This window comes from Mesorhizobium sp. P3_A8 (genome assembly GCF_056402995.1).
On sequence record NZ_JBFUGI010000013.1, the window covers coordinates 51,043 to 67,378 of the forward strand.

16 protein-coding genes are annotated in these 16,336 nt (G+C 63.6%); 9 read left to right on the plus strand and 7 right to left on the minus strand.

Annotated elements, in window-relative coordinates:
- Positions 1 to 4: 4 nt before the first annotated feature.
- Entirely contained in the window at positions 5 to 463 is a 459-nt protein-coding gene (locus AC1DX4_RS27065; protein WP_477223215.1) for a hypothetical protein, read from the plus strand.
- A 30-nt stretch (positions 464 to 493) separates the two neighbouring features.
- Here the strand turns inward: AC1DX4_RS27065 and AC1DX4_RS27070 are convergent, their stop codons facing one another.
- Complete coding sequence (locus tag AC1DX4_RS27070) at positions 494 to 2,026, minus strand: sensor histidine kinase (protein WP_477223216.1); 1,533 nt, start codon at positions 2,024 to 2,026, stop codon at positions 494 to 496.
- A gap of 136 nt (positions 2,027 to 2,162) precedes the next feature.
- On the opposite strand from AC1DX4_RS27070, the gene AC1DX4_RS27075 reads away from it, so the two are divergent.
- On the plus strand, positions 2,163 to 2,336 hold the full coding sequence (locus AC1DX4_RS27075) for a hypothetical protein (RefSeq protein WP_477223217.1): 174 nt from the start codon (positions 2,163 to 2,165) through the stop codon (positions 2,334 to 2,336).
- A gap of 29 nt (positions 2,337 to 2,365) precedes the next feature.
- Here the strand turns inward: AC1DX4_RS27075 and AC1DX4_RS27080 are convergent, their stop codons facing one another.
- Positions 2,366 to 3,286 (minus strand): diacylglycerol/lipid kinase family protein, encoded by a 921-nt coding sequence (locus tag AC1DX4_RS27080; protein WP_477223218.1) that lies wholly within the window; start codon positions 3,284 to 3,286, stop codon positions 2,366 to 2,368.
- 280 nt (positions 3,287 to 3,566) lie between these two features.
- Between AC1DX4_RS27080 and AC1DX4_RS27085 the strand changes: the two genes are divergently transcribed.
- Entirely contained in the window at positions 3,567 to 4,889 is a 1,323-nt protein-coding gene (locus AC1DX4_RS27085; RefSeq protein WP_477223219.1) for a PRC-barrel domain-containing protein, read from the plus strand.
- 110 nt (positions 4,890 to 4,999) lie between these two features.
- Here the strand turns inward: AC1DX4_RS27085 and AC1DX4_RS27090 are convergent, their stop codons facing one another.
- Positions 5,000 to 6,559: an alkaline phosphatase family protein gene (locus AC1DX4_RS27090; RefSeq protein WP_477223220.1), complete on the minus strand. Its 1,560-nt coding sequence runs from the start codon at positions 6,557 to 6,559 to the stop codon at positions 5,000 to 5,002.
- Between the two features lie 225 nt (positions 6,560 to 6,784).
- On the opposite strand from AC1DX4_RS27090, the gene AC1DX4_RS27095 reads away from it, so the two are divergent.
- The 4 genes from AC1DX4_RS27095 to AC1DX4_RS27110 all read left to right on the plus strand — a co-directional run bounded on the left by AC1DX4_RS27095 (position 6,785) and on the right by AC1DX4_RS27110 (position 9,848).
- Positions 6,785 to 7,717, plus strand: coding sequence for a VOC family protein (locus AC1DX4_RS27095; protein ID WP_477223221.1), 933 nt, complete (start codon positions 6,785 to 6,787; stop codon positions 7,715 to 7,717).
- Positions 7,718 to 7,721: 4 nt separating this feature from the next.
- Positions 7,722 to 8,342 (plus strand): alpha/beta hydrolase, encoded by a 621-nt coding sequence (locus tag AC1DX4_RS27100; RefSeq protein ID WP_477223222.1) that lies wholly within the window; start codon positions 7,722 to 7,724, stop codon positions 8,340 to 8,342.
- A gap of 2 nt (positions 8,343 to 8,344) precedes the next feature.
- Entirely contained in the window at positions 8,345 to 8,644 is a 300-nt protein-coding gene (locus tag AC1DX4_RS27105; protein WP_477223223.1) for a GNAT family N-acetyltransferase, read from the plus strand.
- A gap of 145 nt (positions 8,645 to 8,789) precedes the next feature.
- Positions 8,790 to 9,848 (plus strand): dipeptidase, encoded by a 1,059-nt coding sequence (locus tag AC1DX4_RS27110; protein WP_477223224.1) that lies wholly within the window; start codon positions 8,790 to 8,792, stop codon positions 9,846 to 9,848.
- Between the two features lie 7 nt (positions 9,849 to 9,855).
- Here the strand turns inward: AC1DX4_RS27110 and AC1DX4_RS27115 are convergent, their stop codons facing one another.
- The 4 genes from AC1DX4_RS27115 to AC1DX4_RS27130 are packed head-to-tail and all read right to left on the minus strand — an operon-like array spanning position 9,856 to position 14,556.
- A complete protein-coding gene (locus AC1DX4_RS27115; RefSeq protein WP_477223225.1) occupies positions 9,856 to 10,119 on the minus strand; it encodes a hypothetical protein in 264 nt (87 codons plus the stop codon).
- A gap of 2 nt (positions 10,120 to 10,121) precedes the next feature.
- Complete coding sequence (locus AC1DX4_RS27120) at positions 10,122 to 11,381, minus strand: aminomethyl transferase family protein (protein ID WP_477223226.1); 1,260 nt, start codon at positions 11,379 to 11,381, stop codon at positions 10,122 to 10,124.
- A gap of 3 nt (positions 11,382 to 11,384) precedes the next feature.
- Entirely contained in the window at positions 11,385 to 12,950 is a 1,566-nt protein-coding gene (locus AC1DX4_RS27125; protein WP_477223227.1) for a phytoene desaturase family protein, read from the minus strand.
- Positions 12,937 to 14,556: a phytoene desaturase family protein gene (locus AC1DX4_RS27130; protein ID WP_477223228.1), complete on the minus strand. Its 1,620-nt coding sequence runs from the start codon at positions 14,554 to 14,556 to the stop codon at positions 12,937 to 12,939. The genes AC1DX4_RS27125 and AC1DX4_RS27130 overlap by 14 nt, the downstream gene beginning before the upstream one ends.
- Positions 14,557 to 14,835: 279 nt before the next feature.
- Between AC1DX4_RS27130 and AC1DX4_RS27135 the strand changes: the two genes are divergently transcribed.
- Positions 14,836 to 15,630: a class I SAM-dependent methyltransferase gene (locus tag AC1DX4_RS27135; protein WP_477223229.1), complete on the plus strand. Its 795-nt coding sequence runs from the start codon at positions 14,836 to 14,838 to the stop codon at positions 15,628 to 15,630.
- 6 nt (positions 15,631 to 15,636) lie between these two features.
- Complete coding sequence (betI, locus tag AC1DX4_RS27140; protein ID WP_477223230.1) at positions 15,637 to 16,323, plus strand: transcriptional regulator BetI; 687 nt, start codon at positions 15,637 to 15,639, stop codon at positions 16,321 to 16,323.
- The last annotated feature ends 13 nt before the right edge of the window (positions 16,324 to 16,336 follow it).

Below are 16,336 nucleotides of genomic sequence, written 5' to 3' on the forward strand. Positions count from 1 at the left end.
TGAGATGGGTTTGCTGGCATCCCTGCTCTCGGGTTTCGCCTCGGGTGAAACCGTGGCCGCCATACGCCGTGCGCGCACGGCGGCCATCATGTATGCGCTTGCCGCGCTGGCGGCATTCTGCGGTCTCGGCTTCCTGGTCGGGGCAGCTTATATCTGGGCCGCCGCCCGCTATGGATCGTTCGCGGCGGCGCTTGGGTTCGGTGTCGGCTTTCTGGTGATCGCCGGCCTCGTTCTTCTGGTCCATCGGTTGATGTCCGGCGCCCGTGCCCGCCGCGCGGCGAGGCGGCGCAACGCCGACATGAAGGCGCTCGGCATCACGGCAGCACTTGCCGTGCTGCCGGCATTGCTCAAGGGAAAGGGTGGCCTCGGTGTCATTCTCGGCCCGGCCGTGGCGCTCGCCGCCTATGCCATCTATCGTGAGAATGTGAAGCCCGACGATCCGGATGCCGGCGAGGGGAAGTAACGTCGGCGCCCGCCTCGGATCAAAGCTCCGTCACTTCGACAGATCTTCCAGCGGAAGCGATATTTCGGCGAAGACGCCCTCCGGCCGGAACTCATGGGTCACTTCGCTTGAAATGACCTTGGCAAGGCTGCGGCGGATGAGGATCGAGCCGAAGCCGTGCCGCTCGGGCGGGGCGACTTCAGGGCCGCCGCTTTCGCGCCACGTCAACACCAGGCGCCGGTCACCCTTCCTGCCTTGTGTCTTCCAGGCGAGATCGACCTTGCCCGATGCAACCGACAGCGATCCGTATTGCAGCGCATTGCTGGCCAGTTCGTGCAGGATCAATCCGAGGCCGACTGCCTGGTCGGGCGACAGCAACAGGTCGGCGCCGGAGATCGTGATGCGCGGCTGGTCGGCGGTGTCAAAGGGCCTGATCTCTATCTGGACGAGCTCGCGGATGCCGATGCCACGCCACTCGCGGTCGGACAAGAGATTGTGGGCGATACCCAGCGCCTGAAGCCGGGCGCCGAAGGCTTCGAGGAATTCGCTCGGCTGGCGGGCATGACGCACGGTCTGCGTCGCCAGCGCCTGGACGGTCGCCAGCGTGTTCTTGACGCGGTGGTTGAGTTCGCGCAGCAGGAGCCGCTGCCGCTCGTCGCCCAGCTTGCGTTCGGAGATGTCGTAGTTGACGCCGAAGATCAGTGTCGGCTTGCCGTCGCCGTCGCGCTCGATGACACGGCCGCGTGTCGCCACCCAGCGTGGCGGATGAAAGCCTTTCACCCGGTATTCGCCAAAGTAGTCGTCACTGCCGGACAAGGCATCGCGAAAGCGGGTTTCGGTCTGGTAGACGTCGCGCGGATCGATCGCGGTCAGGATGTCGCGTGCGCGCAGCCGGGTCGAGCGCGGCAGGTCGAACAGCTCCGACAGCCGGACATCGCATTCGATCATGTCGGTGCGGATGTCCCATGCCCAGCTGGCGAGCGAGGCGGCGTCGAGCGCGATGGCGCGCCGTTTTTCCTCACGCGCCAGGGCGGCCTCGGCGATGGCGCCGCTGCGGGTCGCGTCCTTCAAGGTGAACAGGCTGGCGGCAAGGCCTGCCAGCGTCTTCAACTGGTCGAGCTTGGCCTGTGATGGAAAGGCATGCGGCTCGTGGTCGAGCACGCATAGCGTGCCGATCCTGGCACCTGCCACCACCATCGGCGCGCCGGCATAGAAGCGCACATGATGCTTGCCAGTGACCAGCGGGTTGGCTTTGAAGCGTGGGTCCGCCGTGGCGTCCGTCACCACCATGGGCTCGTCGCCGGCGGCGATGGCGTGGGCACAGAAGGAGATGTCGGTGGCGGTCTCGGTTTCGTCGAGGCCAACGCACGACTTGAACCATTGCCGCTCAAGATCGACCAGCGTAACCAGGGCGATCGGCGCCTGCATGACGGCCGCAGCAAGGCTGCTGATGCGGTCGAAGTCCGGGTCGGCCGCCGTATCCAGCATCTCCAGCCCGTGCAGCACGGACAGCCGGTCTTCGGCATTGACGGCAAGCGCCACCTCGGCCGGCAGGCCCGCCCCTATTTCCGCCTTGCTATTCAAGCCAATCCCCAATGCCTGGCTCCCGCCGTCTTACCCCATGGGTCCGGCTTCCTCGGAACCATCCTAACAAGGAACCGTTACCCGACCGTGATTTGCCGAGCGGGCTGGCGGGGGCAAAACGAGACAAGGATCCACCATGACCAAGATCATTCCTCAGGACAAAGCGCGTCAGGGCCGGTGGGGCTGGCACGGCCTTCGTATCCTGATCGCCGCGCTGCTTCTGGCCTTCGCCGCCTGGGGCATCGCTGAAATCTATGGTGAAGCGGCCAAGACGCCGGCGACGGAGCAGGGAAATGCGTCGGGCGGCTAGATCTTCGGCCGTCATCGTTCGAGATCGCATCAGGCCGCCTTTGCCGCGGCAATGCTGGCCGGCACCAGGACATTAAGCGCGCCAGGCCGAATTTCGATCGTCGTCTCGCGCTCCAGCCTGACCAGTTCGCCATCCATGACGGCGCGGAACTTTCTGCTGCCGGAATGGATTTTCAGGACGGTGCGGTCGGATTGATGGATTTCGACATGTTCGTTGTCGCGCCATTTGCCGCGCGCCACATTGAACAGGAATTTCACCAGTTCGGCGCGCTGCTGCGCCACCGTGACATAGATGCCGAGCACGCCACCCGAAGGGTTGTCGGCATAGGGCAGGTGGCCTTCGCCGAACAGATTGTTGGTGACGCCGATGCCTGAGATGCGCGCCGTTATCTCGGCTTCGCCGATGCCGAGCGTAACGTTCATCGCCGGCGGGTTCTTGATCGTCGCCCACGCTGCCTTCGCCGAAGCCCCGATCTTGCCCAGGCGCGAGCCGAACTCCATCCCCTGGCGCAACTGTACCATCCTGGCATGCATGCCGATCGAGAACTGGTGGATGAACGGCCGGCCGTTGGCCGTGGCCATGTCGACGGCGATGATTTCGCCGTCGGCGAAGGACTTCAGCGCGGCGTCAAGCGACTGTGGAATGCCAAGGCCACGCGCGAACAGGTTCATGGTGCCTGCCGGCAGTATGGCAAGCGCTTTTTCCTTACCCATCAGCCTGGCGGCCGCCGCTGAAATGGTTCCGTCACCGCCACCGGCCAGCACGACATCGACGGCGCGGCGCGAAGCAGCATCGTTGAGCGTTTCCACCACCTCCTTGCCCGCAACCACATCGATGCTCAAGGAGTGGCCGGCGCTTTCCAGCGTCTGACGCATCCTGTCGGAAAAGGCGGCGAGGTCAGTGGTGCGCAAAGTGCCGCCGTCCCGGTTCAGCACCGCCGCAAATTTCATGCCCCACTCCGTTATGCCAGCCCAAAACAGGCCGGGAAAACCCAGCCGCAGGCTGAAACGTGGCGATGCAGGAAAGGTTCCGTCTGAAGGCGCAATTCCGCGCGTGTTCTTCAACTCTGTGCAACCGCTCCGTGTTTTTGGCCGAGAAATCCCCGCCAGTTTTGTCGGAACAACGGCATGGTCACAACGTTGTGAACCCGTAGAGATGCCGCGCCAAGGTTCTCAACGACACTTTAGACCGGACGCGGCTTGCACCAATCACGCATCAGGAGAGACCATCATGATCCGCACCCTTTTAGCCACGACCGCACTCGCAACGCTGATCGCGACGGGCGCCTTTGCGCAGACCGCGACGACCCCGGCTCCGGCCGCCGCGCCGTCCGTCCAGGAGCCTGCGGCCACCGCTCCGGTGCCGCGCGCCGAAGGCAGCATCGTCACCAACATCATCGGCGAGACCGTCTATAATGGCACCGCCGATGATGCCGAGAACATCGGCAAGGTCACCGATGTCGTCTTCGACAAGGATGGCATGGCGAAATCGGTTGTCATCGGCGTCGGCGGCTTCCTTGGCGTTGGCGCAAAGAACGTTGCCTTCGACTACGACAAGCTGCAATGGGCCGAGAAGAACGGCGACCGCTGGCTGGTTGCCCAGACAAGCAAGGACGAACTGACGGCGCATCCGGAGTTCGACAGCAAGCCCTACGGACCGGCAACGGCGCCTGCCACGTCTACCGACGCAGCAGCACCGGCGGCGCCAGCGACCACGGATACCGCACAGGCGCCTGCCGCCGCCCCGGCCGAGCCGGTGAAGCGTTCCGATGGCAACCTTGCCACCAACATCATCGGCGAGACCGTGTACAACGGCACTGGCGATGACGCGCAGAACATCGGCAACGTCAACGACATCGTGCTGAGCAAGGACGGCAAGGCCGAATCCCTTGTCATCGGCGTGGGTGGCTTCCTTGGCCTAGGCGCCAAGAACGTCACCTATGATTTCAGCAAGGCACAGTGGGCGGAGAAGGACGGCGACCGCTGGCTGGTTGCGCAGACCACCAAGGAAGAGCTGCAGGCGCAGCCGGATTTCAACCGCAAGGCCTATGACCCGGTGCCGGCAACGACGGCTTCCAATGAGCCTGCGGCAACAGCTCCAGCCGCGACCACGGCTCCCGCCGCGGCACCAGCGGAGAAGACTGCCGAGGCGCCAGCGGCTACGGCCCCTGATGCCGCCGCTCCCGACCAGACACAGACTGCAGCCATCGACAAATCGACGCTGACGGAGATGCCGGTCGGCGAGATCAGGGCCGACGATCTAAAGGGCGCGACGGTCTATGGCGCCAATGACGCCAAGGTCGGTGAGATCGGCGATGTCGTGCTGGCGCCTGACAAGAAGACCGATGCGGTGATCGTCAATGTCGGAGGCTTCCTTGGCATCGGCGAGAAGGAAGTGGCGCTCGGCATGGATAACCTCAAATTCATGACCGACAAGGACGGCAAGAAGTACCTCTACACCACCTTCACGAAGGAACAGCTCGAGGCACAGCCTGCCTATGACAAGGGCAGCTATGCCGAGAAGCGTGATCAGCAACGGTTGATTGTGCAGTAGGGCAGTAGGGCAGTAGGGCAGTAGGGCAGTAGGGCAGTAGGGCAGTAGGGCAGTAGGGCAGTAGGGTGCGGCGTCGATGCGGGTACACCCAAACATACTGCCTTACTGCCCTATTCCCTTACTGCCCTGCTGACATGTCCAACCACGCCATTTTGCGTCAGCTCCGCCAGCGCCAGTGACTGGTCGAGATGCTCGGCGCGCCAGGCGAGAAGCCGCTCGGCGAATTCCAGACGGGTGGACAGGTGGGCAGGGCTGGTGGCGAGGTTGGTCAGTTCGCTAGGGTCTGTTTCGACGTTGAAAAGCAAGGGTGGCAAGCCGCCGCCAAAATGCACGTATTTGAATTTTTTGGTGCGGATGACTGCGAGGTTGCACTGGCGCGAGGCAATGCCGAAGTGCTGCTCGGGCTCGCCGCCGGCGATCGAGCGGAAATCGAACTCCCAATGCGCGGCGTCGCGCCAGATAACGGGAGTTCCGCCGCTCAGGAATGGTTTCAGCGAGTGTCCGTCGAGATGCGGTTCTGGGGCTTCGCCAAGCAGATCTATCAGTGTGGGCAAGATGTCTACCGCTTCGGTGAAGCGATCGACCGTGCTGCCGGCCGCCTTGCGATGTCGCGGATCGCGAATGATCAGCGGGATGTGGTAGCTGCCGTCGAAGTAGCCGCCCTTGCCCAGCATGTAATGGTCGCCCATCATCTCGGCGTGGTCCGAGGTGAGGACAATGATAGTGTCGTCCCACGCGCCCGAAGCCTTCAGTGACTGCCATATCCGGCCAAGCTGTGCGTCGACCTCCGCGATCATGCCGTAATAAATCGCCCGGATGCGGCGGAAATCGTCCTCGCTCCAGTCGTGCACCTTGCCTGCGGCGCCGGGGCGGAATTTCGCGCGCTTCTGCCGGCTGAGATCATAGGCGAGATAGGGGTGGCTTTGCGCTTCGGCCCGCCAACTCTCCGCGCGGTGAAAAGCCGGGCCTTCGGCCGGATCGTATGACGTGTTGTAGGGCTCCGGGACGATGAAGGGTGGATGCGGGCTGATGAGGGAGAGATGCGCGAACCAGGGCGTGGCCTGCTCCTGCTCGCCGAGCCAGCGGATGAATTCACCGGCAAGGAAAGCCGTCGGCGTTTGGTCTTTCGAATAGATCGGCGGCGCCTCGGTCACTGCGTCAGCGTCCTCGTCCACGGGACGGTGAATGCCCGGAGATCCGGCGCTTGCATCGATGCCCTGCTGCTTCAGCCAGGACAGCCATTGCTTCTGGTGCTCGGGCAGCAGTTGCCGCGCCGTGAATCCGGGCAGCACGCCTTCATAGCTTTTCAGCCTTGGATCGTTGGGCGCCAGCAAGCGCGGATCGAGCGCCACGTCGGTGTAGCCGAACAGCGTCGGATCGTAACCGGTGGCCCGGGCATGCAGCGCGATGTTGCCGTGGCGGGCGTCGAGCGGCGAGCCGTTGCGGCAGACGCGGTTGTTCATCTGGTAGAGGCCGGTGTAGAGGCACGCGCGGGCTGGAGAGCACGGTGCGGCGCCGCCATAGTGGCGCTTGAACAGCATGCCCTCGGCAGCCAGCGCATCGGCGTTCGGCGTCTTCACCACGGGATGGCCGGCAGCCGACAGGCAATCGCCGCGCCACTGGTCGCAGGTGATCAGGAGAACATTCGGGCGCCTGGCTTTTCCTGTCACGCGCGATACCTTTCGCTGGATGGTCGAATGCCGTTCATGGAACCGATTTCCGGCAGCGGCGCAAGACCGTCCGCGTAGTCGATTGGTGAACAAATATCTTTTGATTGTTCACTTTTACAGCACAGTCCATTCTGTGTTTGCCGCCTTTGCCGCAAGCTGTCGTGTCCTCATATTGGCGTGGACAGCGGCAAGGGCCGCACAAACACCAAGGGAAGGAGCAAGACAATGCTCGACCAGATCAAGGGCCTGCATCACGTCACCTCGATGGCCAGGGATGCTCGGCAGAACAATGATTTCTTCACCCACAAGCTGGGCCAGCGTCGGGTCAAGAAGACAGTCAATTTCGACGCGCCCGACGTCTACCACCTCTATTATGGCGACGAGGCCGGCACGCCCGGCTCGGTGATGACCTATTTTCCGTTTCCAAACATCGGCAAGGGCCGCCACGGTGTCGGCGAAGTCGGCACCACGGCCTACTCCGTGCCGGAAGGGACGCTCGCCTATTGGGAAAAGCGCTTCGCTGATGAAGGCGTGGCCGGTGTTTCCCGCGAGGAGAGTTTTGGTGAGAAGCGGCTCAGATTTGCCGGCCCCGACGGTGACGGTTTCGCGCTCGTCGAGGATAAGGCAGACGGCCGTGCGCCGTGGGCGAAAGGCGGCATTCCGACCGACGAAGCGATCCGTGGCTTTCACTCGGTTTCGCTCAGGCTGAAGGATGGCGGCGCCACCGAGGAGCTGTTGAAGTTCATGGGCTACGAGGAAGTCGATAAATCAGGCACTATCACGCGGCTTGCCGTGAAGAACGGCAATGGTGCCGATGTCGTCGACATCGAATCGCTGCCGACCGCGGCCTTCGCCGATCTCGGCGCCGGCTCGGTCCACCATGTCGCCTTCGCCGTCGAGAACCGCGCCAAGCAGCTCGAAGTGCGCAAGGCGTTGATGGACACGGGCTATGGGGTGACGCCGGTGATCGACCGCGATTACTTCTGGGCGATCTATTTCCGCACGCCGGGCGGCGTGCTGTTCGAAGTCGCCACCAACGAGCCGGGTTTCGACAAGGACGAGGACACCGCGCATCTGGGCGAAGCGCTGAAGCTGCCGACGCAGCATCAGCATTTGCGGCCCTATCTTGAACAGCACCTGCAGAAGCTGGAAGGCTAAGGCCATGAGCAAGGACGCTTACATCAATAAGATGCTGCCCGGTTCGCCGGGCGGCCCCTTGGTCTTCGTCTTCCATGGTACGGGCGGTGACGAGAGCCAGCTTCTGTCACTGGGACGCGATCTCGTGCCCCAGGCCACCATCATCTCGCCACGCGGCGATGTATCCGAACACGGTGCGGCGCGCTTTTTCCGCCGCACCGGCGAGGGCGTCTACGACATGGACGATCTGGCGCGGGGGACGAGCAAGATGGCTGAATTCGTCAAGGCGCATGTCGAGGCAGCGAAGCCGTCGGCGGTGCTTGGCCTCGGCTACTCCAACGGCGCCAACATCCTGGCCTCATTGGTGTTCGCGGAGCCTGAGCTGTTCGACGCCACGGTGCTGATGCATCCGCTGATCCCGTTCGAACCGCAGGTGAAGGGCAGCCTTGCCGGCCGGCATATTCTGATGACCGCCGGCAAGCGCGATCCGATCTGCCCGCCGAACCTGACGACGCGGCTCGAGGCCTATTTGCGTGCCGATGGCGCCGATGTCACAGTGGAGTGGCACGAAGGCGGGCACGAGGTGCGGCCGAATGAAATCGAAGCGGCCCGGCGGCTCTTCGCCGGTGTCGCTCAAGGAGTGTAGAAATGCCCGACCAACTGCCCGAAATCGAACTGGAAGATCACGGCTCCAAGGGTCGCTATGTCCTGCGCGGACCCGGTGGCGCCGAGGCCGAGATGACCTTCACCAAGATCGGCGAACACCAGATCATCATCGACCACACGGAAGTGCCGGATGCGTTTCGCGGCCAGGGTGCCGGGCTTCGGCTCGTCACCCGTGCCGTCGAGGATGCGCGGGCAGTGGGTAAGAAGATCATCCCGCTTTGTCCCTTCGCCAACGCCCAGTTCCGCCGCCATCCTGAATGGGCCGACGTGCTGAAGCTGTAGGGGCGCGCAGGCACTTCGTCGATCGGTGTGCATGGGAAGAAGGGGCGGTCGCGGCAGCCGATTGGCTTTGTAATTTGCCGCGACCGGATATCTTGCCTAGATATGATATATCGCCGTGCCGACAAACGAAGTGAATGATCCCCCTATGACCGAAACAGACCTCGTCCCCGTCTTCGACGGCCACAACGATACGCTGCTGCGACTTTATCAGTCCAAGGACACGGACGTCGAAAAGCTGTTCATCGAGGGGAAATCGGGCGGCCATATCGATCTGCCGCGCGCCAAGACCGGCGGCTTTGCCGGCGGCATGTTCGCGATCTTCCCGCCGCCGGTCGAGAAAGCCAGGCGCAGCGCCGTGCCCTTGGCACCGAGCGACAGCGAGCCGCTGCCGCCGGAGGTGCCGCGCGCTGATGCGCTCAATTCGACGATCGCGATGGCCTCCATCCTGTTTCGGCTGGAACGCGCCGGAGCGTTGGCTGTCTGCCGCACTGCCGCCGACATACACAACGCCATGGCCAAAGGCACGATTGCCGCGGTGTTCCACATCGAGGGCGTCGAGGCGATCGATCCCGAACTCACCATGCTCGACGTGCTGCATGCCGCCGGCCTGCGCTCGCTCGGCATCGTCTGGAGCCGGCCGAATGCGTTCGGCCACGGCGTGCCGTTCCGCTTTCCGTCTTCGCCGGACACCGGCCCGGGTCTGACCGATGCCGGCAAGGCGCTGGTCAAGGCCTGCAACGAGCTGAAGATCGTGATCGATCTTTCGCACCTGAATGAGAAGGGCTTTCGCGATGTCGCTGCGCTGAGCGATGCGCCATTGGTCGCCACCCATTCCAACGTGCATGCGCTCTGCACCCATTCGCGGAACCTCACCGACTGGCAGCTCGGCGCGATCCGCGAGTCCGGCGGCATGGTGGGTCTGAATTTTGCGACCGGCTTCCTGCGTGAAGACGGCCGCATGAATGCCGATACCAGCCTCGACATCATGGTGCGCCATGTCGATTCTTTGCTGCAGGCGCTGGGTGAGGATGGCGTCGGTCTCGGCTCGGATTTCGACGGCGCCATGATCCCGGCCGTCATCGGCGACGTTGCCGGCCTGCCGAAGCTGATCGATGCCTTGGCCGCGCGTGGCTTTGGCCGGGCGCTGATCGAGAAGATCGCCTATCGCAATTGGTTGAGCATGCTTGAGCGCACGATAGGCTGAGGCGACGCTACTGATCGAAGCCCACACGCTTCAGCCAGTCCTTGCCGACGCCACGGTCGCGGATGATCGGCAGCGGGTTTTCTGAATCGAGCCGCGCACAGATGCGGTAGACCTCGAGCGTCTCGGCACTCATCTCGTCGCGCTTGTAGAAGAACATGGCGGCGGCATAGCGGGTGCGGCCGGACCACTTCTCGCCGAGCGGGGTGTTGACCAGCTCCCACTGTTCGGCGACTTCCCCATCTTCTTGCAGCTTGTCGGCTTCGTCGGCCATGGTCAGAAATCCGCCGGCGGATTGGCGGTGCGACGATCGAGCTTGATGAACGGCCGTGGCACCACCTTGGCCCGCTTCATTAGCTTCTGATATTGCAGCTCGCGCATGGCATAGATCTCGACCCAGAGGTCCTCCACCATCGTATCACCGTACGGTCGCTCAAGCGAAGCGATGGCGATGTTGCGCTTGGCCATCGGCGACCACATGGCGGCGCTGACCAGCCCGACCTCCTGGCTTTTCTTGTAATAGACGATGGCGTGTTCGGCTGGAATGTTGCCTTCGATCTCCAGCCCGACCAACACATGGCGCAGCTTGCGTTTGGTACGCGCTTCGAGAATGGCGCGGCGGCCGTTGAAATGCCCCTTTTCCCGATCGATCATGAAGCCTAGGCCGATCTCGTCGGGCCTGCGCAAGCGGTCGGCGCGGATGGCATGCTCTGCGGTGGTGAAGTCGGCATTGGCAACGATCAGTCCGGCCTCCAGCCGCGCGCGGTTGAGCGCGGTGTAGCCGATGGCGCGGATGCCGCGCAGTTCGCCTGCCGTCATCAACCGGTCCCACAGGCTCAACGCCTTGTCGGCCGGCACGAAGAGTTCATAGCCGAGATCGCCGGTGAAGCCGGTGCGCGAGATCGTGACGGTGCCGCCGTCATGCGGGAAATCGGCGAGGTCGAATATCTTCAATTTCTCGACGCCGGCAAAGCCGGCATCGCGCAGCACGGCAAAGGAGGTTGGCCCCTGCAACGCCAGGCCGGCGACCGCCTCGGTTTCCTCTTCGACGATGACGTCGAAGCCGATGCCGCTGTCGAGCAGCCAGGGCAGATGTCGCTCCTGCGAACACAGGCGGAAGCGTGTCGGCGATAGCCGGAACAGCGTGCCGTCGTCGAGGACAAAGCCCTCGTCGTCACACCACGCTGTGTAGTGGACGCGGCCGGGTTTGAGCTTAGTGACATCGCGCAAGGTGACCCGACCGAGGAAGGCCTCGGCTCCCGGCCCCTCAATCCGGTATTTGGTCATCGGCGAGATGTCGAACAGCGCCGCCTGGCTACGGATGGCGAAGTACTCGAGCTCCTCATCCCACAGCGAATGCGGAGCGCGGTAGCCGGCCCAATTGTACCAGTCCTGGGTTTTGGCCAGCGCATCGATGCGCGGCTGGAATGGCGTGCCGAGGCGCAGCGTTCGGAAATGCGATTGGGCGGCGATGCGGGCGGAAACAGCCGCATCGGCTGTCTTTGCAACGGGCTTCTTCCTGGTTGCCTGAGCCATGGCCTACCCCTTCATCGCGATGATGCGCCGTGCGGCATTGAGCCCGGGTGCGCCGGAGACGCCGCCACCGGGGTGCGAGCCGGCGCCGGCCAGGAACAGTCCTTCGAGCGGCGTGTCGTAGCCGGACCAGCCGGCCACGGGCCGCGAGATCAGCATCTGGTCGGCCTGCAATTCGCCGTGGTGCCAGTGACCGCCCGGCATGCGGTAGCGCGTCTCGATATCGGCCGGCGTCAGAAGCTCGGCGTGGACAACGCTCTTGCCGATGCCGGGCGCGAAAACCTCGAGCTGCGCCATAACTGCCCTAAGGAATTTCGGCTTGCCGGCGTCCCAGCCCTCCTTGAGAGCATAGGGGGCGTATTGCACCACCGCCGACAGCACGCAGGCGCCGGCGGGTGCGAGCGACGGGTCGGCGAGCGAGGGCAGCGTGATCTCCATCACCGGTTCGGGTGAGAATTCGCCATATTTGGACGGGTTGAAGGCGCGCTCGACATGATCGGGCGAGGGCGCGATGACCAGCCGGCCCTTGTGGCCGGCTGCATCGACGCCGGTGAACTGCGGCTGCCGGTCGAGCGCCAGATTGAGCTTGGCGGCATCGCCCTTCATGCGGATGTTTTTCACCTTGCGCACGAAGCCGGTGTCGATCTCGCGCGGTCCAACAAGGTCGAGGAAAGTGGTTGCCGGGTTGATGGCCGAGACAACGGTCCTGGCGCGCAGCTCCTCACCGGTGTCGAGCACGACGCCGACGGCGCGGCCTTTCTCGACGATGATTTTTGCTGCGGTAACCGATGTGCGGATGGTGACACCGGCCTGTTCCGCCGAAGCGCCAATGGCGGCGACGACAGCGCCCATGCCGCCTTGCGGCACGACCTGCGCACCGGTTGCTCCGCCGGTCTCGCCGGCGAGGCGATAGTAGAGGCCGAGCAGCGAGGTCGGCGAGCGCGGGCCGAGATGGCTGCCGAGCGTCGCGTCGAAGGCGAGCAGGCCCTTCAGCCTGATGTCGGCAAGCTGCTCGTCGAGCAGGTCAGCGACGTTCATCAGCAGCACGCGCAGGAAGTCGCGCATGTCTTCCTTGCCGAGCTTTTTCAGGGCCAGCGCCGTCTGGCCGAGGGCAGCGGTCTCGAGCAACGACATGCCGGCGAGATCGGGAGGCCGGCGCGACAAGAAAGGTTTCAGGATGCCGGCATAGCGCAGCAGCTGTTCGCGTAATTCCTTCCAGGCGGATTGCTCGGAGGAACTGGCGCCGGTCAGCACCTCGCCATAGGCGCCATGCAGCATCAGCGGCGGGCCATCCCTGGACAGGGCTACTGACGGCAGGAAGTCCGCGCGGTTAAATTGCAGCCCATGCTTCTCCAGTTCCAACGTCTTCACCACATCGGGATGCAGACGATTCAGCAGATGTGCGACTGACGACGCGCGAAAGCCCGGAGCGAATTCCTCGGTGCGCGCTGCGCCGCCGACTTCGCTTCCAGCCTCCAGCACCAGCACCTTGCGGCCGGCTTTGGCCAGCGTGGCAGCGGCGACGAGGCCGTTGTGGCCGCCGCCAATGACGATTGCATCAAATGACGTCATGGGCCGGGCTCATATGCGAGGTGGATTTGGCGAGATCGCGCAGGATTTCAGCGGCTGCATTGCGGCCCGGCGCGCCCATGACGCCGCCGCCGGGATGGGTCGAGGAACCACACATATAGAGGCCGCCGACCGGGGAGCGGTATTGCGCGTAGCCCGGCACCGGGCGGTTGAACAGCAGCTGGTCGAAGGTTAGTTCGCCCTGAAAAATGTTGCCCTCGGTGAGGCCGACCTCGGCCTCGATCTCGCGCGGCGTGCGCACTTCCATGTGGACAATGCGGTCGCGAAAACCCGGCGAGTACTCAGCGATCTGCGCAATCACGCTTTCGGCGAAACCGTCGCGATCGGCATCGGTCCATTCTCGGCCGTTCACCTTGGGCGGTGCGTACTGCACGAAGCAGCTCATGAAATGTTTTCCCGGCGGCGCCATCGTTGGATCGAGCGTCGTTGGGATGACCATGTCGAGGAAGGGATCGGCCGACCAGCGCCCGGCCTTCCAGTCGTCATAGGCGCGCTCCATGCGCTCCATCGAATCGGTGAAATGCATGTCGCCGCGATAGACCGGCGAGTCCTTCGGCAGTGCCGGGAATTCCGGCAGCGAATCGAGCGCGATGTTGACCTTGCCCGACGAGCCACGGATCTTGAAGTTCTTCACCCGGCGCAGGAAAATGTCGGGGAGTTCCTTTTCCTCGACCAGCTTCAGGAAGGTGCGCTTTACGTCGGCATTGGAGACGACGAGCTTGCCGTAAATCTCCTCGCCGCCGGCCAGAACCACGCCCTTGGCCTTGCCTCGGTTCACCAGCACATGGTCGACCTCGGCGCCGGTGCGGATGGTGCCGCCAGAGGCCTTGAAAGACGCGGCCAGCGCCTTGGTCACCGCGCCCATGCCGCCGCGCGCATAGCCCCAGGCGCCGACCGAGCCGTCGACCTCGCCCATATAGTGATGCAGCAGCACATAGGCCGTGCCGGGCGACATCGGCCCGAGTGCTGTGCCGATGATGCCTGACAAAGCGAAGTTCGCCTTGATGACATCGGTCTCGAAATATTCGTCGAGGAATTCCGAGATCGACATGGTCCAGAAGCGCAGCGTCAGCGCCATTTCCTCGGCCGACAGGCCGGCGAACTTCTTCCCGAGATAGAGCAACTCACCGAGGTCGCGCGGCTTGAGGCTGGTCGGATCCGGGGCGGTGCGCATCAAGAGCGGTTGGATGAAACGGCACTGCCGCGTCACGTCGCGGGCGTAGCGGTCATAGGCTTCGGCATCGCGCTTGGAGAAGCGGGCGAATTCGCGCCGGTGCGCATCGTGGTCGCGGTAGTTGGCGAGGTAGTCGCCGTCGCGGGTGAATACCGCGCCGCCCTCATAGGAAATGACCTGCAGGCCAAAGCGCGGCAGTTCGAGGTCGCGCATGATCTCGGGGCGGAACAGCGAACAGACATAGGAGCAGTTGGAGTAGAGGAAGCCCGGCGTCAGCTCGCGGCTGGTGGCGGCACCGCCGACCCATTCGTTCTTCTCGACCACCAACACGTCGAGCCCGGCGCGCTGCAGATAGCCGGCATTGACCAGACCGTTGTGTCCGCCGCCGATGATGATCGCGTCCCAAGCTTTCATTGTGCCCTAATCTCTTTGTTTCTACGCAATTCCCAAGGGAAAGCGCCGCGCTTTTCCCGGGAAAACCGCTCACACTTTTCCTGGAATTGCTCTGTACGGCCCGCTGTTCATTTTTGCGTGATCTGTTCCCGAATGCGCGGAATTTGGCATGGTTTCAGCCGTTCTGTCTAGCCATACTGAATGAATGTTCAACAAATGATGTTGCGTTTTCCCTGACATGCGCTACGCTTTGCCGACATTCGACAGTGCGCAATTTCGGCGATTGGGGACCGAGAGCCGATGATCGAAACGGCAGATGCCGAGCCCGAGTATGACGACACCGCCATCCGCTTCCTCGAGGCGCTGTGGGGCGATGGTTATCTGTCGCCGGGCGGGCCTGATGAGGTCGACCGGGTGGTCGACGGACTCTCGCTCGAGGGCAAGACGATCCTCGATATCGGCTGCGGATCCGGCGGCATCACCCTGCATCTGATCGAGCGCCATGGCGCTAACCATGCCACCGGCTTCGATGTCGAGCAGCCTGTGATCGAGGCGGCCAGGCTGCGGGCTGCGGCGCGTGGGCTGGCGAAGCGCGCCAGCTTTGTCCAGGCGGCACCCGGGCCACTGCCTTTCACCGATTGCTCCTTCGATGTCGTCTTCTCCAAGGACGCGTTGCTGCATGTGCCCGACAAGGACGGCCTGTTCGCCGAGATATTCCGCGTGCTGAAGCCGGGCGGTGTCTTTGCCGCCTCCAACTGGATGATCTCTCATGATGGCGAACCTTCACCCGAGATGAAGGCCTATGTCGCCGCCGAAGGGTTGTCCTTCGCCATGGCCTCGCCGGCACGCTACGCCCAGGCGATGCGTGGCGCCGGCTTTGCCGATGTCACCGTGCGCGACCGCAATCCCTGGTACCGCGAGGTCGCGCGCGGGGAACTGGAAAGGCTGAAAGGACCGCTCTATGCGCCGGTCGCCGCCGTGGTCGGCGCGGCCTATGTCGACAAGAATATCAAGACCTGGGAGGCCATGCAGAAGGTGCTTGACAGTGGCGAGCACCGTCCCACTCATCTGCGCGGTTGGAAGCCGGTTGGATAGCCGGCAATGCTGGAGACCGTCACATCCATGAAGACTTCCGAGGCCAAGGACATTCTCGCCGAAACGGCGCGAAAGGGCGATGCCGAAAAGCGCGGTCGCAAGGCTTCGAAGGAGGTCCGTCAGCTGCAGCTGATCGAGGCGACGATCGATTCGCTGGCCAAGCGCGGCTACGCCGAGACGACGATGGCCGATGTCGCTGATGGCGCGGGCCTCTCGCGGGGCATCGTCAACTTCCATTTCGAAAGCAAGGAAAAGCTGCTGATCGCGACGCTGCAGTACATGTATGACGAGTATTCTACGCATTGGCGCGCTTCCCTGCAGAAGGCAGGCGACGATCCGGCGCGGCAGCTGCAGCAACTGGTGTGGGCCGACTTCGATCGCTCGATCTGCAACAAGCGCAAGCTCGCCGCCTGGCTGGCCTTCTGGGGCGAGGCCAAGTCGCGGCCGACCTATCAGGCGCTGAGCAGTTCGCGCGATAATTATTACCAGCAGGTCTTCATCGATCTCTGCACGACGCTCAAGCAGAGCGGCGCGTATGCCTATGAGCCGCAGGTGATGGCGCTGGCGCTGTCGGCCATGCTGGAGGGGCTGTGGCTGCGGCTGATGATGGGCACCGAGGACACAACGCGCGAAACAGCCTTGCAGGCGGCCAACGCTTTTTTGGCCGCGGCTTTCCCGAAGCATTACGGTTAGCAACAGCCGGCCG

Coding starts and splice junctions, on each gene's coding strand:
- AC1DX4_RS27065 (WP_477223215.1), top strand. CDS start 5: ATGGGTTTGCTGGCATCCCTGCTCTCGGGTTTCGCCTCGGGTGAAACC.
- AC1DX4_RS27075 (WP_477223217.1), top strand. CDS start 2,163: ATGACCAAGATCATTCCTCAGGACAAAGCGCGTCAGGGCCGGTGGGGC.
- AC1DX4_RS27080 (WP_477223218.1), bottom strand. CDS start 3,286: ATGAAATTTGCGGCGGTGCTGAACCGGGACGGCGGCACTTTGCGCACC.
- AC1DX4_RS27085 (WP_477223219.1), top strand. CDS start 3,567: ATGATCCGCACCCTTTTAGCCACGACCGCACTCGCAACGCTGATCGCG.
- AC1DX4_RS27095 (WP_477223221.1), top strand. CDS start 6,785: ATGCTCGACCAGATCAAGGGCCTGCATCACGTCACCTCGATGGCCAGG.
- AC1DX4_RS27100 (WP_477223222.1), top strand. CDS start 7,722: ATGAGCAAGGACGCTTACATCAATAAGATGCTGCCCGGTTCGCCGGGC.
- AC1DX4_RS27105 (WP_477223223.1), top strand. CDS start 8,345: ATGCCCGACCAACTGCCCGAAATCGAACTGGAAGATCACGGCTCCAAG.
- AC1DX4_RS27110 (WP_477223224.1), top strand. CDS start 8,790: ATGACCGAAACAGACCTCGTCCCCGTCTTCGACGGCCACAACGATACG.
- AC1DX4_RS27115 (WP_477223225.1), bottom strand. CDS start 10,119: ATGGCCGACGAAGCCGACAAGCTGCAAGAAGATGGGGAAGTCGCCGAA.
- AC1DX4_RS27120 (WP_477223226.1), bottom strand. CDS start 11,381: ATGGCTCAGGCAACCAGGAAGAAGCCCGTTGCAAAGACAGCCGATGCG.
- AC1DX4_RS27125 (WP_477223227.1), bottom strand. CDS start 12,950: ATGACGTCATTTGATGCAATCGTCATTGGCGGCGGCCACAACGGCCTC.
- AC1DX4_RS27130 (WP_477223228.1), bottom strand. CDS start 14,556: ATGAAAGCTTGGGACGCGATCATCATCGGCGGCGGACACAACGGTCTG.
- AC1DX4_RS27135 (WP_477223229.1), top strand. CDS start 14,836: ATGATCGAAACGGCAGATGCCGAGCCCGAGTATGACGACACCGCCATC.
- betI (WP_477223230.1), top strand. CDS start 15,637: ATGCTGGAGACCGTCACATCCATGAAGACTTCCGAGGCCAAGGACATT.